The organism is Nonomuraea spiralis, assembly GCF_014648435.1.
Lineage (GTDB): Bacteria > Actinomycetota > Actinomycetes > Streptosporangiales > Streptosporangiaceae > Nonomuraea > Nonomuraea spiralis.
The window spans coordinates 68707-87486 of sequence record NZ_BMRC01000001.1 but is presented as its reverse complement, the minus strand read 5'-3'; the positions used below and the strand labels follow the sequence as shown (position 1 = coordinate 87486).

The window sequence follows — 18780 nt, the reverse complement described above, 5'->3', positions numbered from 1 at the left end:
TCCCGGCCTCGGACATCGTGGGGTAAAGCCGACGCCCCTCCAGGTGTCGGCGCGCGGGCGCCGGGTAGCCGGGAAGGGGAGGAGTGCATGGGACGAGCGTTCGACGAGCAGGTGACGGAGTCCGGGGCGGTGCTCACCGTCAACGCGGGCTCGTCGAGCCTGCGCCTCGACCTCGTCCAGGGGGGCTGCGTGCTCGACAGCGCGCACGCCGAGCGGGCCGCCGACCCCGGTTCGGCGCGCGAGGAGCTGGCGGCGTTCCTGGGGGGCCACTTCGACCGTGACGTGCGCGCGGTGGCGCACCGGCTGGTGCACGGCGGTGACGTCGTACGCGTGCCCACGGTCGCCGACGACGAGACGGCCGAGGCGCTGCGCGGCGTCGTGAGCCTGGCGCCGCTGCACCTGCCGCCCGCGCTGGCGCTGCTGGAGGCGGCCCGCGAGCAGCTTCCCGCCGTACCGCACGTGCTCTGCCCCGACACCGCCTTCCACGCCGGCCTGCCCGACGCCGCCGCGGTCTACGCCCTGCCGCGCGAGTGGCGCGACCGGTACGGCCTGCGCCGCTACGGCTTCCACGGCCTGTCCTACGCCTGGACCGCCGACCGGGTGGCCGAGCTGATCGGCCGGCCGCTCGCCGAGCTGGAGCTGGTGCTGACCCACCTGGGCGGCGGCTCCTCGGTGTGCGCGGTGTCGGGCGGGCGCAGCCTGGACACCTCGATGGGGTTCACCCCGCTGGACGGCGTGCCCATGAGCAGGCGTTCGGGCAGCGTCGATCCCGGCATGCTGATGTGGCTGCTGTCGCAGGGCCACCTGTCGGCGGACGAGCTGGACGAGGGCCTGCAACGCCGTTCCGGGCTGCTCGGCCTGTCCGGCGGCCGCTCGGGCGACACCCGCGACCTGGTCGAGGCCGAACGCGCCGGCGACGCCGAGGCCGCCCTCGCCCTTGAGGTGTTCTGCCACCGGGTCGCCCGGGAGATCGCCGCCGCCGCCACGTCACTGCCCAGGATCGACGCGCTGGTGTTCACCGGCGAGATCGGCTGGGACCAGCCCGAGGTGCGGGAGGCGGTCTGCCGCCGCCTCGGGCTGCTCGGCGTCGAGCCGCCCGAGCTCGGCAACCGGCACGACGACGGCCCGGTCAGCGGGGACGGCGCCGCCGTGCCCGTACTGGTCGTCCAGGTACGCGAGGAACTCCAGCTCGCCCGCGAATGTCTGGGCGTCCTCGGGCCACCAGAGGAGGACGGCGATGAATGACGTCACCCGCTCGGCCCTGCGGCTGACGGGCGAGCAGGACCTCGACCCGGTGCTCGACCGCGTCGGCGAGGCCACGCTCGTGCTGATCGGCGAGGCCAGTCACGGCACGCACGACTTCTACACCTGGCGGGCCGCGCTCACCCGCCGCCTGATCGCCGAGAAGGGGTTCGGGTTCGTCGCCGTCGAGGGCGACTGGCCCGACTGCGAGCGCGTCAACCGCGCCGTCACCGGCGACGGCGAGGACCCCTTCGACGCCCTGTACGCCTACCGGCGCTGGCCCGCGTTCATGTGGGCCAACGAGGAGGTCGCGGAGTTCTGCCGCTGGCTGCGCCGCTGGAACGCCGCGCTGCCGCCCGGGGAGCGCTGCGGCTTCCACGGCCTGGACGTCTACAGCCTGTGGGAGTCCCTGCGCGCGGTGCGCCGCTACGCCGCCGCCCGTCTGCCCGGCCGGATGGAGACGGTGATGGAGGCCCTGTACTGCTTCGAGTCCTACGGCCACGACCCGCGGCGGTACGGCCTGGAGACCCGCCTGGTCCCCGACTCCTGCGAGGAGGAGGTCGTGCGGATGTTGCGGGCCGTCGTGGAGAGCGCCCCGGACGACGAGGGCGGCTTCGCGGCCCGGCAGAACGCCGAGGTCGTGGCCGGCGCCGAGAGCTACTACCGCGCGATGGTCCGCGGCGGCCCCGCCTCGTGGAACATCAGGGACGTGCACATGGCCGACACCCTGGACCGGCTGGCCGCCTTCCACGAGGCCAAGGGCGTGGTGTGGGCGCACAACACGCACGTCGGCGACGCCCGCGCCACCGACATGGCCGCCGCCGGCATGACCAGCCTCGGGCAGCTCGCCCGCGAACGGCACGGCGAGGACGTCGTCCTGGTGGGCTTCGGCGGCTACCGCGGGACAGTCGTGGCCGCGGCGAACTGGGGCGCGCGGGCGCACGTCATGCCGGTCCCGCCGGCCCGGCCCGGCTCGCTGGAGGCGCTGCTGCACGACGCCCTCGCCGGCGAGCGCGGCCTGTTCGTGACGCCCGAGCGCCCGCGGCCGCGCTGGTACGACGAGCCGCTCGGGCACCGCGCGATCGGCGTGGTGTACCGGCCGGAACGCGAGCAGCGGGGCAACTACGTGCCCACCGTGCTCGGCGACCGCTACGACGCCTTCATCTGGCTGGACGTGACCGAGGCCCTGCATCCGCTGCACGCCGAGCCGTGGGACGACGTCGAGCCGGAGACGTATCCCAGCGCCATGTGACGGAGTGTCGGTGGCAGATGGTTTGATCGCTGCTGTGGAGGCCTCGGTCGAGCAGCTCGTCTACGTCAGGGACGACGAATACACCGTCGCGCGCATGAGCGCCGAGGGCGTGCCCGACTTCGTGGCCACGGGCCGGGCGTTGTCGGGCGCGCAGCCGGGCGAGACGTTGCGGCTGACCGGCGACTGGAGCCACCACGCGCGCCACGGCAGGCGCTTCGCGGTGGCCGGGTGCGAGCGGGTGGTGCCGGCGACGGTCCGGGCGATCCGCGTCTACCTGGGGTCGGGGCTGATCCGGGGCATCGGGCCGCGGCTGGCGTACGCGATCGTCGACCACTTCGGCGAGGAGACGCTCAAGGTCATCGACGCCGAGCCGGAGCGGCTCACCGAGGTCGTCAACATCGGGCCGCTGCGGCAGGCGCAGATCGTCCAGGCGTGGCAGGAGCAGCGGGCCATCGCCGCGCTGATGGTGACGTTGCAGGGGCTCGGCGTCAGCCCGCTGCTGGCGGCCAAGATCCACCAGGTGTTCGGCGGGGAGGCCGAGGAGGTCCTGTCCACCGACCCCTACCGGCTGATCGGCCGGGTCAGGGGCATCGCGTTCCGCGTCGCCGACCGCATCGCGCTGCAGCGCGGGGTGCCCGAGCGCAGCCCGCAGCGCGTCAAGGCGGCGCTGCTCGACCGGCTGGATTCGGCCGCGATCCGCGACGGCCACTGCTTCGTGCCGGTGCCCCATCTGGTGGCGCGGGCGGCCGAGCTGATCGAGCTCGATCCCGCCGTGGTCGAGCCGATGCTCGACGCCCTGGTGGCCGAGCGGCGGGTGGTGGTCGAGGCCGACGAGGCCCAGCCGGGGCGGGCGGTGGCGTTCGCCAAACACGTCCACGCCCGCGAGCAGCAGCTCACCGAGCAGCTCACCAGGCTCGTGCGGGCCCGTTCGACGTTGCCGCTGCGGTCCTTCCGCGAGGACGAAAGCCTCCACGACGACCAGCGCGCGGCCGTCAACATGGCGCTCACCAGCACCGTGTCGATCATCACCGGCGGGCCCGGCTGCGGCAAGAGCCACACGGTGAGGGCCGTGGCGGCCGTCGTCCGGGCGTCGGGCGGCTCGGTCACGCTCACGGCGCCCACCGGCAAGGCGGCCAAACGCCTGTCGGAGCTGACCGGGCTGCCCGCGATGACCATCCACCGCATGCTCGCCCACCGGCCCGACCCCGACGCCTCGACGCTGTTCGAGGAGGCGCCCGCGCAGGCCGACCTGATCGTGGTCGACGAGGCGTCGATGCTCGACCTCCACCTGGCCACACGGCTCACGGCGGCCGTCCCGCCGGGCAGCCATCTGCTGCTCATCGGCGACAGCGACCAGCTCCCCAGCATCGGGGCCGGCGACGTGCTGGCCGACCTGCTGCGCGTGGAGGCGATCCCACGCGTGCGGCTCACCCACGTCTTCCGCCAGGCGGGCGGCAGCGGCATCGTCGAGGCCGCCCACCTCATCAGGGCCGGTCGTGTGCCGGCGACGCCGGGGCGGGGCGGGTTCTGGTTCGAGGAGCTCGACGACCCGGCGCGGGTCGCCGAGCGGGTGGCCCATCTGGCGATGGAGGCGATCCCCCGCAAGCAGGGTGTCCCGCCCGGCCAGGTGCAGGTGTTGTGCCCGATGCGCAAGGGCGAGACGGGCGCGGTGACGCTGGGCCGGCTGCTCCAGGACCGCCTCAACCCGGCGGCCGACGACAAACCCGAGCACTGGTCGGGGGCGTCGGTGTTCCGGGTGGGCGACCGGGTCATGCCCATCCGCAACAACTACGACAAGGGCGTCTTCAACGGCGAGACCGCCACGGTCACCGCCGTGCTGCCGCAGGACCGCGTGGTCGAGGTCCGCACCGACGACGGCGAGACCGTCCAGTACGGCTTCGGCGAGCTCGACGACCTCACGCACGCCTACGCGATCAGCGTGCACCGGTCGCAGGGCAGCGAATACCCGTTCGTGGTGGCGCCGATCGTGGCCGAGGCCGGGGGGATCATGTTGCGGCGCAAGCTGCTGTACACGCTGGTGACCAGGGCCAAGGCGTGGGTCGTGCTGGTGGGGCAGCGGGAGGCGCTGGAGCTGGCGGTGCGCCGCGTCGGCCTCCCCCGCAACACCGGCCTGCCCCGGCGCCTCGCCCAGAGCCTGGCCACCTGACCCCGGGCGGGGCCACTCCGGGATCACTCCGGGATCACTCCGGGATCACTCCGGGGTCACTCCGGGATCACTCCGGGGTCACTCCGGGCGGACCAGGGCGGCGGCCAGGAGTTCGGCGAGGTGGCGGCCCTGGCGTCCGGTGCCGGCGGCGGCGATCTGGGTCCGGCAGGAGAAGCCGTCGGCCAGCAGCTCGTCGTCCGGCTCCGCCGACCGTACGGCCGGCCACAGGCCCTGCTCGGCGCAGGCCGCCGACACCTCGTGGTGCCCGCGTTCGAAGCCGAAGTTGCCGGCCTGGCCGCAGCAGCCGGAGTCGAGCACGCTGGTCCGGATGCCGAACCGGTCGAGCACGGCCCGGTCGGCGTCGTACCCCATGATCGCGCTCTGGTGGCAGTGCACCTGCGCGATCGCCTGACCGCCGACCGAGCAGGGCCGCCAGTCGGACGCGCGGGTCTCCAGCAGCTCGGCCAGGGTTAGGAACCGATCCGCCAGCAGCCGCGTCTCGGCGGTGTTGAGCAGTTCGGGCCCGTCGGCGCGGAACACGGCGGCGCAACTCGGCTCCAGCCCGACCACCGGCACCCCGGCCTCGGCCCACGGCGCGAGCGCCCCCACGGTACGCGCGAGCACCCGCCGCGCCACGCCGAGCTGCCCGGTGCTGATCCAGGTCAGCCCGCAGCACAACGTCACCGGCGGCACGATCACCTCGAACCCGGCCGCTTCGAGCACGTCCACGGCGGCCCGGCCGATGTGCGGGTCGAAGTGGTCGGTGAACGTGTCGGCCCACAACACCACCCGCCCCCGCGTGCCGGGCCCGCCGGCCGGACGCCGCCTGAACCAGTCGGTGAACCGCTCGCGGGCGAACCTCGGCAGGTCGCGTTCCGGCGTGATCCCCGCCGCGGCCTTGACCAGCCGCGACAGGCCGGGCGCGGCGGCGAGGGAGTTGACCAGGCCGGGCGCGGCGGAGGCGAGCGCGGCCCACAGCGGCAGCCAGCCCATCGAGTAGTGGGCGCGCGGCCGGATCCGCCCCCGGTAGTGGTGGGCCAGGAACTCGGCCTTGTAGGTGGCCATGTCCACGTTCACCGGGCATTCGGAGCGGCAGCCCTTGCAGCTCAGGCACAGGTCGAGCGCGTCGCGCACGGCGGTGGAACGCCAGCCGTCGGTGATGACGTCGCCGCGTACCATCTCCTCCAGCAGGCGGGCGCGCCCGCGCGTGGAGTGCTCCTCCTCGCGGGTCACCCGGTAGCTCGGGCACATCACGCCGCCCTCGAAGGGGTGTTTGCGGCATTTGCCGGTGCCGACGCAGCGGGTGGCGGCGTGCCCGAACCGCCCGTGGTCGTCGGGGTACTGGAAGAACGTGTGCCGCGGCTCGTGCGGGTAGAAGCGGCGCTGGGCCAGGTCCTGGTCCAGGTGACGGGGGTGGACGACCTTGCCGGGGTTCATCCGGTTCCGCGGGTCGAAGATGGCCTTGAAGCGGCCGAACACCGCCACGACCTCCTCGCCGAACATGACGGGCAGCAGCTCGGCCAGCGCCTGGCCGTCGCCGTGCTCGCCGGACAGCGAACCGCCGTAGGAGGCCACCAGCTCGGCGGCCTCGCGGGCGAAGGCGCGGTACTTGGCGACGCCGTCGTCGGTGTGCAGGTCGAGCGGGAGGCGGCCGTGCACGCAGCCCTGGCCGAAGTGGCCGTACAGGGCGGACTCCTGGTAGTCGTGCTCGCGCAGCAGCCGCTCGTAGCCGCGCAGGTAGTCGCCCAGCCGCTCGGGCGGCACGGCCGCGTCCGACCAGCCCTCGTACGTCTGGCGCCCGGTCGGCGGGTACGCCTCCACGCCGAGCCCCGACTCGCGCCACCGCCACATCCGGTCCTCCCTGGCCGGGTCGCCGAGGAAGGCGTGCGTGGGCGTGGGCGCCTCGGCCCGCTCCCCCACCTCGCGCATCATCGTCTCGGCCCGCTCGCGCGCCTGCTCGGGCGTGTCACCGCCGAACTGCACCAGCAGCCAGCCGCCGCCCTCGGGCAGGTCGCGCAGCGCCGGGTCGTCGGGGTGCTCCCGCCGGGCGAGCCGGTACATGGTCTCGTCCATGGCCTCAAGCGCGAGCGGCGCGTGCGCGGCCACGGCGGGGACGGCGTCGGCGGCGGTGAAGACGTCCTGGAAGCCCAGTACGGCCAGGGCCCTGGCGGCCGGGCGCGGCACGACGCGCAGCTCGGCGCGCAGCACGGTCACCAGCGTGCCCTCGCTGCCGGTCAGCGCGCGGGCCAGGTCGAAGCCGTTCTCGGGCAGGAGCTGGTCCAGGTTGTAGCCGGAGACGCGGCGTTCCAGCTTGGGGTAGCGGGTGCGGACCAGTTCCATGGTCTCGTCGCGCAGCTCGCGCACCTGGCGGTAGATCTCGGCCAGGCGGCCGCCCTGGGCCTGGATGCGGTCGTACTCGGCGTCGCCGGTGGGCCCCACCCAGGCGCGCACGCCGTCGTAGGTGAGGATCTCCAGCCGGAGCACCGACTCCGACATCTTCCCGTACGCCTGGGCGGAGGCCCCGCACGAGTTGTTGCCGATCATGCCGCCGATCGTGCAGGCCGCATGACTGGACGGCTTGGGCCCGACCATCAGCCCGTACGGCTCCAGCTCGTGATCGACCTGGTCGAGCCCGGCCCCCGCCTGGACGACGATCCGACGGCCGGCGGCGTCCACGGACTCGACCGCGCCGCAGTACTTGGACCAGTCGATCACCACGGCCGCGTTGCAACACTGCCCGGCCAGGCTGGTGCCGCCGCCGCGCGAGAGCACGGGGACGTCCCTCGCCCGGCACACGGCCACTGCCGCGACCCCGGCGTCCAGGTCGCGCGGCACGACGACGCCGATCGGGACCTGCCGGTAGTTGGAGGCGTCCCTGGCGTAGGCGGCGCGGCTGCCGGCGTCGAACCGCACCTCGCCGTCCACCGCCTCGGCGAGGCGGCCGCGCAGCGTCTCGACGTCGATCTCCCGGTACGGCGGAGTGTGCGTGACGGGCGTGTTGACCAGGCTCTTCATGCCGGGCACTTACCCGGGCCGCCTCACGGGCCGCCCAACGGCGGCCCAAGCGCGGTTCTAGACCCCGAGCAGGTCGGTGAGGTCGTCGGCGTGCTCCTCCTCCTCTTCCAGGATCGACTCCATGAGCCGGCGGGTGGTGGGGTCGCCCTCGCCGAGCCAGCGGATGATCTCCTGGTAGGTGGAGATGACGATGCGCTCGGCCCACAGGTTGGCCTCCAGCAGCGCCTTCAGGTCGGTGTCGGCGGGCACCTGGTAGTCGGTGTGGGAGCGCTGGACGAGCTTGGCGGGGTCGAAGTCCGGTTCGCCGCCGAGCTGGCTGACGCGTTCGGCGGCGCGGAGCGCGTGGTCGAGCTCCTCCTTGGCGTGCTCGGTGAACTCGGCCGCCACCTGCGCGCGGTCGATGCCCTTGGCGGAGATGGCGTGCCGGGTGTACCTGAGCCAGCACACCACCTCGGTGGCGATCACGTCGTTGAGGACTTCGATGACTTTCCGCGGGTCGTGGCCGAAGGTCTGGGTGATCGGCCCATCGTCCATCTTCTGGCGTACCTGCTCGCGGATCCTGGTGACGTCGAGCACGAAGTCGTCCGTCTGCGTCATGAGCTGTCCTTCCCCCGGCGATTTCCCCTGGTCAACGGTAGCTTCGCCGGAGCATTCCGGGCGGTTGCGACACGGGCGGGCCGCAGGCGGGGAACCAGCGCCAGGGTGATCGCCGCCGACGCCGCGGCCAGCACGGCCATGGAGACGACGGGCGAGGTGCGTTCGGCCAGGGCGCCGGCGAGCACGGCGGCCAGGCCCTGCGTGGTGATCATGCCGGCGGAGTGCAGCCCGAGCGCGTGCCCGCTCAGCTCGGGGGGCGTGAGCGCCATGAGCCGGTCCTGGAGCAGCAGGGTCGCGGCGTACCCGGCCGAGGCGAGCGCGATCAGCACGGGCGACGGGTACACCACGAAGGCCAGGTACGGCAGCGCGAGCAGCAGGTGCAGCGGCGTGACCAGCCGCGCCCGCCAGTGCGGCGGCACGAACCGCCCGGCCAGCACGTCCCCGGCGAGCATGCCCGCGGCCGCGCAGGCGAACAGCAGCCCGGCCCGTTCGGGCGCGAGGGGCACGAACAGCGACTCGCAGCCGACGATCAGGCCGTTGGGCAGCCAGAGCGCCAGGTAGACGTGCCGGCGCGGGCGGGAGGACCACAGGCGGGCGTTGTCGCGCCAGGTCTCGGCGGGCGAGGGCCGCCCGGCCGCGCGCGGGCGCCGCCGGCCGAGGCCGAGCCCGGCCAGGGCGGCGGCCAGGTGGATGGCCGCCGCGGCGAGCAGCGTCCCGCGCGGCGACAGGACGGTCACCAGTACGCCGCCCGCGCCGAACCCGGCGATCTGCACGATCCCGGAGGACATGTTGAGCACCGACCGGCCGAGCAGGTAGCCGTCCTGGTCGAGCAGCTCGTTCAGCAGCCCGTAGCGGACGCCGCCGCCGAGTGAGGAGAGCACGCCGAGGGCCAGCACGATGACGAGCATCCCCCACACGGGCAGCCCGGGGACGGCCAGGACGGCGGCGGCGAGCGCGGACACCAGCGAGAGCCCGGTCAGCGCGGCGCGCGGCGGCAGCCGGTCGGCCGCCGACAGCAGGGTCGCCGCGCCGACCGCCTGGGACAGGGCCGGGCCGAACATGGCCAGCCCGGACAGCAGCGGCGACCCGGTGCCCGCGTAGACGAGGGTGCCGAGGGCGAGCCCGCTCACCGTCTGCCCCGCCACCTGACCGGACGAGACCAGGAACAGCGGGGTGAATCCGGACCTGCCGAACAGGTCCCGGTATGTGCGCATGGGACGGCAGTCTTCGCGACCGGCGGCGACGGGCGTTACTGTTTCGCGTACCGGCGAAACAACGGGCAAGACTTCGCGTACCGGCGAAACAACAGGCGAGACTTCGTGCACCGGCGGAACAGCGGGTGGGATCAGGGCGGTGGCATGGGTTTCTGGCAGGTGGACGCCGACACGCTCGCGGGCGGCCGGTTCGTCCTGTCGCCGCTGGCCGAGACGATCGCCGCGCTGAAGACGCTGGAACGCGGCACGGCCGCCCATCCCGGCGAGGGCGCGTGGCTGGCCGCCCACCTGCCCGCCTACCGGGCCGGGCAGGCCGCCGACCCGATCACGGCGCTGCTCGTCCGGGCCGCGCTGGGCCGTACGTGGAACGCGACGTTCCTCACGCCCACGCCCGAGGGGGAGGGCGAGGCCGCCTTCGAGGAGGAGGTGGCGAGTGTGCGCGAGACGCCGCCCGATCAGGCGCGCGAGGATCTGACCGAGTCGCTGGGCGGGCCCGTCCCCGCCGTGCTGCACCGCCGTGACCTGCCCGAGCGCATGGCCGCCCGGCTGGAGTGGGTGTGGCGGGAGACGGTACGGCCCACCTGGGCGCGGCGCCGCCGGATCGCGGAGGCCGACGTCGTGGCCCGTACCGCGCGGCTGGGCCGGGGCGGCTGGGCGGCGGCCCTGGACGGCATGCGTCCCGGCCTGCGCTGGCTCGGGGACGGCCGGCTGCAGATCAACGCCTCCGACAACCCGCCTCGGGACCTGCCGGGCGCCCGGCTGATGTTCGTCCCGGTCACGCCGCGGCAGGGCTGGGTGAGCTGGCACGGCTCCCGCCGCTGCGCGATCGTCTACCCGTGCTCGGGGCCGCTGGCCGACGTGGGCCCGCCGGCGGCGCCGGAGGCGCTGGGCAGGCTGCTGGGCGAGGCGCGGGCGGGCGTGCTGGTGCTGCTGGAGGCCCCGAAGAGCACCACGCAGCTCGTCGCGCTCACCGGCCAGGGCCTGGGCTCGGTGGGCCGCCACCTCAAGGTCCTGCTCGACGCCGGTCTTGTCGGCCGCGTCCGGGCCGGCCGCTCGGTCCTCTACAGCCGTACGGGCGTCGGCGACGACCTCGTACGGGCACAAATGAGCTGACTCCGCGCGCCCGCCGCTGCCACAATGGGGGCACAGATGGACGAACAACGCATGATCCGCGTCTCCAAGTACCTGGCCAGGCACCTGCGCCACGACCCGGGCCGCATCGGCCTCACCCTCGACGCCGCCGGCTGGGTGCCCGTCGACGACCTGCTCGCCGCCGCCTCCGCGCACGGCTTCCCGATCACCCCTGACGAGCTGCGCCAGGTCGTGGCGGCCAACGACAAACGCCGCTACGCGCTCGATGACGGCAGGATCCGCGCCAGCCAGGGTCACTCCGTGCCTGTGGAGCTAGGCCTGCCCTCCGTGGAGCCTCCCGCGTACCTTTACCACGGGACCGTGGGCCGCTTCGTGGCCGCGATCCGGCGCGAGGGCCTGCGGCCGATGGGCCGCCACCACGTGCACCTGTCCCCCGACCGGGAAACCGCCGTACGGGTGGGCGCGCGCCGGGGCGTACCGGTGGTGCTGGTGGTCGCCGCCGGAGACCTGCACGCCACCGGCCACCGCTTCCTCCGCAGCGCCAACAACGTCTGGCTGACCGACCACGTACCCCCCACCCACCTCCACCTCCCTTCCTGACCCGGCCCGTGGCATGCGCGGGCCGCCGGTCGCTCAGGAAGCGGAGGTGTTGGCTAGGCTGGCGCGCGGAGGACGGACACCCATGCGCGCACGCGATCTCATGACAGACTTCCCGACGGTCACGCTCGACACGTCGGCGCTCGACGCCGCCCGCCTGCTGGCCGAACGCGACCTCCCCGGCCTCATCGTGATCGACGGCGACGGCCGCCCGCACAGCATCCTCCCCGGCACCCAGGTGCTCCGGCTGGCCGTACCGGCCTACTGCCAGGACGATCCCGCGCTGGCCCGGGTCGTGGACGAGGCCCACGCGGACCTGTTCCTGCGCAGGCTCGGCACGCGTACCGTCCGCGAATCCCTTCCCGCGCAGCCGCGCGAGCTGCCGGTGGCGGACCCGAAGGCGACCGTGCTCGAACTGGCCGCCCTCATGGCCCGCACACACAGCCCCCTGGTCGCGATCGTGGAGGCGGGCCGCGTAGCGGGCGCCGTCACCCTCCAGTCCCTCCTGGACCACACCCTCACCATCTGACCCGCCCCCGGCGCTGGGGCTGTCAGGCCGCCGCCGAGCCCTCCCGTCGGGCCCTCCGGGCGGTGGTTCGCCGAGGGTGCGGGCGATCTTCGAGTGCGGGCGTCGTAGGCTGGGGTGCATGGGGACGACCGCCGCCCGACAGCCGGTGCCTGCCCGCCGGGCCGACGCCGAACGCAACATCGCCGCCATCCTGGAAGCCGGGACGCGGCTGCTGAGCGACGACCCGGGCGCGAGCGTGGCCGACATCGCCAAGGCCGCCGGGGTCGGCCGCGTCACCCTGTACGGCCACTTCCCCTCCCGCGAGGCCCTGGTGGACGCCGTCCTCGACCACGCCGTCGGCATGGCGGACGCCGTGCTTGAGGACGACACCCTCGACACCGCTCCCGCCCCGGAGGCGATGACCCGGCTGCTGCGATCGTCGTGGGAGATCCTCAACCGGCACCGCCGCCTGTTCCTGGCCGCCGACCGCGTGCTGCCCACCGAACGTATCCGCGAGCACCACAGCCGCCCGCTGCGACGGGTGGAGCGCCTCATCTCCCGCGGCCAGGACGACGGCGACTTCCGTACGGACCTGCCGCTGGAGTGGCTGGTGACGACGTTCTTCGCCATCATCCACAGCGCCGCCCAGGAACGAGAGGCCGGCCGCCTGTCCCCGGAGGAGGTCGAGCCCGTCCTGACCCGCACCATGCTCTCCCTCCTCACCTCCGCCCAAGCGTCCTGACGTCTCCCACCTCCCCCTGCGCGCCCTGAACGCCGCGCGTCACCACACCTCCTGAACGCCGCGCTTCGCCATGCCCCCAATCCGGCGACACCCTACCGGCGTACCGTTTTGTTGTGCTTAACTTGAACACCGTTGTTCAAGTTAAGGAGTTGAGGGATGAGTCAGCACGTTGGGACGCGGGATCCCGTCGCGGTTCGCAGCAAGGGTTGGGCGGTGCTGGTGTTGTTGTGCCTGGCCCAGTTCATGCTGATCATCGACATCACCGTCGTCCAGGTGGCCCTGCCCACCATCGGCACCGATCTCGCGCTGGGACGTGAGGCGCTCACCTGGGTGGTGACCACGTACACGCTGTGTTTCGGCGGCCTCATGGTCCTCGGCGGGAGGCTCGCCGACGCGATCGGCCCCCGCCGTACACTCCTGGCCGGACTGGCGCTGTTCACCGCGGCCTCGCTCGTCTGCGGCCTGGCCGACGACGGCGGCACGCTCATCGCGGGACGGGCCGTACAGGGGGTGGGCGCGGCGCTGCTCTCCCCCGCCGCCCTGGCCGTCATCACGACCGTCTTCCAGGGCGAGCGCCGGGCCCGCGCGCTCGCCGTCTGGGCCGCGATCGGCGGTACGGGCGCCGCCTTGGGCGTGCTCCTCGGCGGCGTCCTGACCGACGGCCCCGGCTGGACGTGGGTGTTCTTCGTGAACGTGCCCATCGGCCTGCTGGTCCTCGCGGCCGTCCCCGCCGTCGTCCCGGCCGCCCTTGAGGGCCACGCCGCGCACGGCCCGCATGGCCCGCACGGCGCACACGGCTCGACGGCTGAGGCCGGGGCGGGGCGTGGGCGCGTTGACGTCGGAGGCGCGTTGCTCGTCACCCTGGCGACCGCCCTGCTGATCTACGGCCTCGTCTCCGCCGGTGACGGCGGCTGGGGCGCCACGGGAACCGTGCTGCCGCTGGCCGGGGCCGCCGTGTCCTACGTCGCGTTCGTGCTGGTCGAACGGTCCGTACGGGCCCCGCTCATGCGGATCGAGACCCTGGCCAGGCGACCGGTCGTCTCGGGCGCGTTCGTCATGCTCGTCGCCACCGGGCTGATGCTGGGCCTGTTCTTCCTCAGCTCCCTCTACCTCCAGCACGTCCTGGGCTTCAGCGCCCTGAAGACCGGCCTGACGTTCCTGCCCGTCGCCGTCGCCATCACGCTCGGCGCGCACCTCGGCGGGCGTCTGATCGGGAAGATCGGCGGCCGTCCGGTGGCGGTGGCGGCGTTCGTGCTGACCGCCGCGGGGGCGGCGCTGATGACGCGGGTCTCCCCCGAGGCCGGCGCGTACACCACTCTGCTGCCCGGGTTCGTACTGGCCGCCCTGGGGATCGGGCCGGCCTTCGTGACCGCCACGACGACCACGATGGCCAACGTCCCGCCCGGCGAGAACGGCGTCGCGTCCGGCGTCATCAACACCTTCCACGAGCTGGGCGGCTCGATCGGGGTGGCGGTGGTGTCCACGGTGGCCGCGTCCAGCCTGGGGCAGGGGGCCGGGGTGTCCGGTTTCACCTCGGGGCTCGTGCTGTGCGCGGTCGTCGCCGGAGCGGCGGCCGTGATCTCGCTCGGGCTCGTCCCCCCGGGCAGACCGGCGGGCGCGTTCGTCGGCCACGGCCACGGCCACTGATACGGCCACTGACACCGCGCACGGGCCCTGGGCAGGCCCTACGGCTGCCCCCCGACGTCCCGCCGGTCGCGCCGCGAACGGCGGGATGTCCCAGGCGACCCCGGGAGGTTATTCTGCTTGGGTGACTGCTCCGCCCCCCGCGGGACGCGGCTTCTCGATGTACCCGACCCTCACCGGGGCCGGTGCCGGCCAGGCGCCGGACGGCGTGCCTTCCCCGCAGGCCCCGTCCTGTCCGCGGGCGCGGTGAGCGGCGGCGATGCCATCCCTGACGCTGCTGTGCCGGGAGCAGCCCGGCGTGACCGTGATCGTCGTGTGCGGAGAGCTCGACGTCACCAACCGCGCCCAGTTCGAGAGCTTTCTCGGGGAACGGCCGGAGCCCGGCCGGCAGGTCGTGCTCGACCTGGCCCAGGTGCCGTTCATGGACAGCTCGGGCCTGCACGTCCTGCTGGCCTTCTCCACCGACCGGCTCGGGAGGTCCGGCACGGTGCGCCTGGCGGGGGTGCAGCCCCTGCCCGCCCGGTTGCTGGAGATCACCGGGGTGCTGACGCACGTCCCGGTGCACGACACCGTCGCCGACGCGGTGGCCGCGGCCAGGGCCACCACCGAACGTTCCGGGTGAGCGGCGACGCGCAAGGGCATTCTTGGCTAACTTCGGGGCTAGCGCGCGCCTGGGCGCAGGCGGCTACTCTTCCGCTACCCAGAGTTGAAGTTCTTCCATGCCGGGCGAGCACGGAACGAGGAACACGACATGAGCGACCCCACGGTCGGCACCGTACGTTCGGGTGGACGCGCCAAGCGTGCCCGAGGTCCCGCTGAGGTGGGCGAGTCGGAGTTGCGTCAGCTGCTCGGCGGGCTGACAGCGGTACGGGACGGCGACTTCCGCACCCGCCTGCCCGAGGACGCCGACGGCCTGCTCGGCGAGATCGCCTCCGTCTTCAACGGCATGGTCGACCAACTGTCCCTGTTCACCTCCGAAGTCACCCGCGTCGCCCGCGAAGTCGGCACCGACGGCCGACTCGGCGGACAAGCCGACGTCCCCTCGGTCTCCGGCACCTGGAAAGACCTCACCGAATCCGTCAACGCCATGGCCGGCAACCTCACCGACCAAGTACGCAGCATCGCCCAGGTCACCACCGCCGTAGCCCGCGGCGACCTGTCCCAGAAGATCACCGTCCACGCCCGCGGCGAGATCCTCGAACTCAAGAACACCGTCAACACCATGGTCGACCAGCTGTCCTCCTTCGCCGACGAAGTCACCCGCGTCGCCCGCGAGGTCGGCACCGAAGGCCAGCTCGGCGGCCAAGCCGAAGTCGAAGGCGTCGCCGGCACCTGGCGCGACCTCACCGACTCCGTCAACTTCATGGCCGGCAACCTCACCGACCAGGTACGCAACATCTCCCAGGTCGCCACCGCCGTCGCCCGCGGCGACCTGTCCCAGCGCATCACCGTCTCAGCACGCGGCGAGATCCTCGAACTCAAGAACACCCTCAACACCATGGTCGACCAGCTGTCCTCCTTCGCCGACGAAGTCACCCGGGTGGCCCGCGAAGTCGGCACCGACGGCCGGCTCGGCGGACAGGCCGACGTCAAAGGCGTCTCCGGCACCTGGAAAGCCCTGACCGAATCGGTCAACGTCATGGCCGACAACCTCACCGCCCAGGTCCGCAGCATCGCCGAGGTCACCACCGCCGTCGCCAAGGGCGACCTCACCCAGAAGATCCGCGTCGACGCCCGAGGCGAGATCCTCGAACTCAAGGAGACCATCAACACGATGGTCGACCAGCTGTCCGCCTTCGCCGACGAAGTCACCCGCGTCGCCCGCGAAGTCGGCACCGAGGGCAACCTCGGCGGACAGGCCACCGTACGAGGGGTGTCGGGCACCTGGAAGGACCTCACCGACAACGTCAACTCGATGGCCGACAACCTGACCAACCAGGTACGCAGCATCGCCCAGGTCACCACCGCGGTAGCGAGGGGCGACCTGACCAGGAAGATCGACGTCGACGCCCGCGGCGAGATCCTTGAGCTGAAGACCACGATCAACACGATGGTGGACCAGTTGTCCTCCTTCGCCGCGGAGGTCACCCGGGTGGCCCGCGAGGTGGGCCGGGAGGGCAGGCTGGGCGGCCAGGCCGAGGTCGAGGGTGTGTCCGGCACCTGGAAACGCCTGACCGAGAACGTCAACGAGCTGGCCGCCAACCTCACCCGCCAGGTACGCGCGATCGCCGAGGTCACCAGCGCCGTCACCTCCGGCGACCTGACCCGCTCGATCACCGTCGACGCCGAAGGCGAACTGGCCGACCTCAAGGACAACATCAACTCGATGGTCAAGTCCCTGCGCGAGACCACCACCGCCAACGAGCAGCAGGACTGGCTCAAGTCCAACCTCGCCAGCATGTCCGGCCTCATGCAGGGCCACCGCGACCTGGCCACCGTCGCCGAACTCGTGATGAACGAACTCGCCCCGCTGGTCAGCGCCCAGTACGGCGCCTTCTTCTCCGCCGAGGAGAACGAACTCCGGCTCATCAGCGCCTACGGCTACCCCGCCGACCCCGACCGCCCCACCAGATTCCGCCTCGGCGAGGCGCTGGTCGGCCAGGCCGCCCGCAGCCGCAGGACGATCGCGATGGCCGACGTCCCGCCCGGCTACATCACGATCTCCTCGGGGCTCGGCAGGACCGACCCGAGTTCGGTGATCGTGTTGCCGATCGTGGTGGAGGAGCAGGTGCTCGGCGTGATCGAGCTGGCGTCGGTGCAGGCGTTCACGCCGGTCCATCTGGTCTTCCTCGATCAGCTCATGGAGACGATCGGGGTCAACCTCAACACGATCGTGGCCAACGCCCGTACCGACGAGCTGCTCAAGGAGTCGCAGCGGCTGGCCGTCGAGTTGCAGGCCCGTTCGGAGGAGTTGCAGCAGCAGCAGGAGGAGCTCCAGCGCTCCAACGCCGAGCTGGAGGAGAAGGCGACGCTGCTGGTCCGCCAGAACCAGGACATCGAGACCAAGAACCTGGAGATCGAGCAGGCCAGGCAGGAGCTGGAGGACCGGGCCCACCAGCTCACGCTGGCCTCGACGTACAAGAGCGAGTTCCTGGCCAACATGAGCCACGAGCTGCGTACGCCGCTCAACTCGCTGCTCATCCTGGCCCAGCTCCTGGCCCAGAACCACACGCGCAACCTGACGCCCAAGCAGGTCGAGTACGCCGGGATCATCCACTCGGCGGGCTCCGACCTGCTGCAGCTGATCAACGACATCCTCGACCTGTCCAAGGTCGAGGCGGGCAAGATGGACATCAATCCCGAATGGGTGCCGTTGCGCCAGCTCCTGGACTATGTCGAGGCCACGTTCCGGCCGATGACCTCGCAGAAGAGCCTCGACTTCCGCGTCACCACCGCGCCGGGCGTGCCCGCCGACCTGTTCACCGACGACTCGCGGCTGCGCCAGGTGCTGCGCAACCTGCTGTCGAACGCGGTCAAGTTCACCGAGACCGGCAGCGTCGAACTGCGCATCGAACCGGCCGCCCGCGGCGAGCTGCCCGCCTCGGTACGCCAGCACGCCCCCGCCATCGCGGTACGGGTCATGGACACCGGCGTCGGCATCCCCGAGCAGCAGCTTGAGGTGATCTTCGGGGCGTTCCAGCAGGCCGACGGCACCACCAGCCGCAAGTACGGCGGCACCGGCCTCGGCCTGTCCATCAGCCGCGAGATCGCCTACCTGCTCGGCGGCGCGATCACCGTCCGGAGCACGCCGGGCCGGGGCAGCGTGTTCACCCTCTACCTGCCGGTCGCGCGCCCCGGCTTCGAGGGGCACGAGCAGAGCGTCGCGCCCACCGAGACCGTCGCGCCGCCGGTGGCCGGTCAGCCGCGGCGGCTGCTGGTGATCGAGGAACGCGCCCACGGGCTGCTGTCGCTGGTGGCCGAGAGCGTGGTGAGCGGCCTGGCCGGTTCGCACGACTCGCTGGGCGGGGCCGTCGCGGTGGTCGCGGCGGCGGGCGCGGAGGAGGCGGCGGCCCTGCTGGCCGCCGAGCCCTGCCACTGCGTCGTACTGGATCTCGACCTGCCCGACCTGGCCGCCTACGGGTTGCTGGAGACGATGGACGGCGATCCGGGGCTGCGCGGCGTGCCGGTGCTGGCCTACACCAACTGGCGGTCCACCCCGCCGCAGGACGCGCGGATCGGCGACCGGCCGCTGGAGCTGCTGTCCAGCCTCGACGAGCTGCGCGAGCGCATCGCCCTGCACCTGACCGCCGACCAGCCCGGCGACGTGCTGCCGCTGGTGAGGTCCCGGTCCGTGGGGACGGCGTCCGGGCGGGAGATCGACAACACGCTGTCCGGGCGCACGGTGCTGGTGGTGGACGACGACGTACGCAACCTGTTCGCGCTGACCAGCATGCTGGAGATCCACGGCGTCAACGTGCTGCACGCCGAGAACGGCCGCAAGGGCATCGACACCCTGACCGCCCATCCCGAGACGGACCTGATCCTGATGGACGTGATGATGCCCGAGATGGATGGCTACACGGCGATCGAGACGATCCGCGCGATGCCCAGTTACGCCGACCTGCCGATCATCGCGGTCACAGCCAAGGCGATGCCGGGCGACCAGGAGAAGTCGCTGGCGGCCGGGGCCAGCGACCACGTGACCAAACCGGTGGACGCCGACCAGCTCATCGGCCGTATCCAGCATTGGATGGATCCGGCCTGACGCGG

At 72.8% G+C, this 18780-nt stretch carries 13 protein-coding genes; 10 read left to right on the top strand and 3 right to left on the bottom strand.

What is annotated here, in order from left to right; translation table 11 throughout:
- The first annotated feature begins 87 nt into the window (after positions 1-87).
- From IEZ27_RS00405 to recD2, 3 genes are read left to right on the top strand one after another with little or no spacing between them, the layout of a single operon-like run.
- A complete protein-coding gene (locus tag IEZ27_RS00405; RefSeq protein WP_189645348.1) occupies positions 88-1245 on the top strand; it encodes an acetate/propionate family kinase in 1158 nt (385 codons plus the stop codon).
- A complete protein-coding gene (locus IEZ27_RS00400; protein WP_189645347.1) occupies positions 1238-2494 on the top strand; it encodes an erythromycin esterase family protein in 1257 nt (418 codons plus the stop codon). Before IEZ27_RS00405 ends, IEZ27_RS00400 begins: the two co-directional genes overlap by 8 nt.
- Positions 2495-2504: 10 nt before the next feature.
- A complete protein-coding gene (recD2, locus tag IEZ27_RS00395; protein WP_229822998.1) occupies positions 2505-4661 on the top strand; it encodes an SF1B family DNA helicase RecD2 in 2157 nt (718 codons plus the stop codon).
- A 78-nt stretch (positions 4662-4739) separates the two neighbouring features.
- Here the strand turns inward: recD2 and IEZ27_RS00390 are convergent, their stop codons facing one another.
- The 3 genes from IEZ27_RS00390 to IEZ27_RS00380 are packed head-to-tail and all read right to left on the bottom strand — an operon-like array spanning position 4740 to position 9487.
- A complete protein-coding gene (locus tag IEZ27_RS00390) occupies positions 4740-7676 on the bottom strand; it encodes an FAD-binding and (Fe-S)-binding domain-containing protein (RefSeq protein ID WP_189645346.1) in 2937 nt (978 codons plus the stop codon).
- 57 nt (positions 7677-7733) lie between these two features.
- Positions 7734-8273 (bottom strand): DUF892 family protein, encoded by a 540-nt coding sequence (locus IEZ27_RS00385; RefSeq protein ID WP_189645345.1) that lies wholly within the window; start codon positions 8271-8273, stop codon positions 7734-7736.
- Positions 8270-9487, bottom strand: a complete 1218-nt coding sequence (locus IEZ27_RS00380; protein ID WP_229822996.1) for an MFS transporter — start codon at positions 9485-9487, stop codon at positions 8270-8272. The genes IEZ27_RS00385 and IEZ27_RS00380 overlap by 4 nt, the downstream gene beginning before the upstream one ends.
- A 144-nt stretch (positions 9488-9631) precedes the next feature.
- Here IEZ27_RS00380 and IEZ27_RS00375 point away from each other — a divergent pair, with 144 nt between their 5' ends.
- The 7 genes from IEZ27_RS00375 to IEZ27_RS00345 all read left to right on the top strand — a co-directional run bounded on the left by IEZ27_RS00375 (position 9632) and on the right by IEZ27_RS00345 (position 18775).
- Positions 9632-10600, top strand: a complete 969-nt coding sequence (locus tag IEZ27_RS00375) for an ArsR/SmtB family transcription factor (protein WP_189645344.1) — start codon at positions 9632-9634, stop codon at positions 10598-10600.
- A gap of 36 nt (positions 10601-10636) precedes the next feature.
- Complete coding sequence (locus IEZ27_RS00370) at positions 10637-11179, top strand: RNA 2'-phosphotransferase (protein ID WP_189645343.1); 543 nt, start codon at positions 10637-10639, stop codon at positions 11177-11179.
- Positions 11180-11261: 82 nt separating this feature from the next.
- Complete coding sequence (locus IEZ27_RS00365; protein ID WP_189645342.1) at positions 11262-11705, top strand: CBS domain-containing protein; 444 nt, start codon at positions 11262-11264, stop codon at positions 11703-11705.
- Positions 11706-11823: 118 nt separating this feature from the next.
- A complete protein-coding gene (locus IEZ27_RS00360) occupies positions 11824-12426 on the top strand; it encodes a TetR/AcrR family transcriptional regulator (protein ID WP_189645341.1) in 603 nt (200 codons plus the stop codon).
- Positions 12427-12582: 156 nt separating this feature from the next.
- Positions 12583-14073, top strand: a complete 1491-nt coding sequence (locus IEZ27_RS00355; RefSeq protein ID WP_189645340.1) for an MFS transporter — start codon at positions 12583-12585, stop codon at positions 14071-14073.
- Between the two features lie 256 nt (positions 14074-14329).
- Positions 14330-14692, top strand: coding sequence for an STAS domain-containing protein (locus IEZ27_RS00350; RefSeq protein ID WP_189645339.1), 363 nt, complete (start codon positions 14330-14332; stop codon positions 14690-14692).
- 129 nt (positions 14693-14821) lie between these two features.
- Positions 14822-18775, top strand: coding sequence for a HAMP domain-containing protein (locus IEZ27_RS00345; protein ID WP_189645338.1), 3954 nt, complete (start codon positions 14822-14824; stop codon positions 18773-18775).
- The last annotated feature ends 5 nt before the right edge of the window (positions 18776-18780 follow it).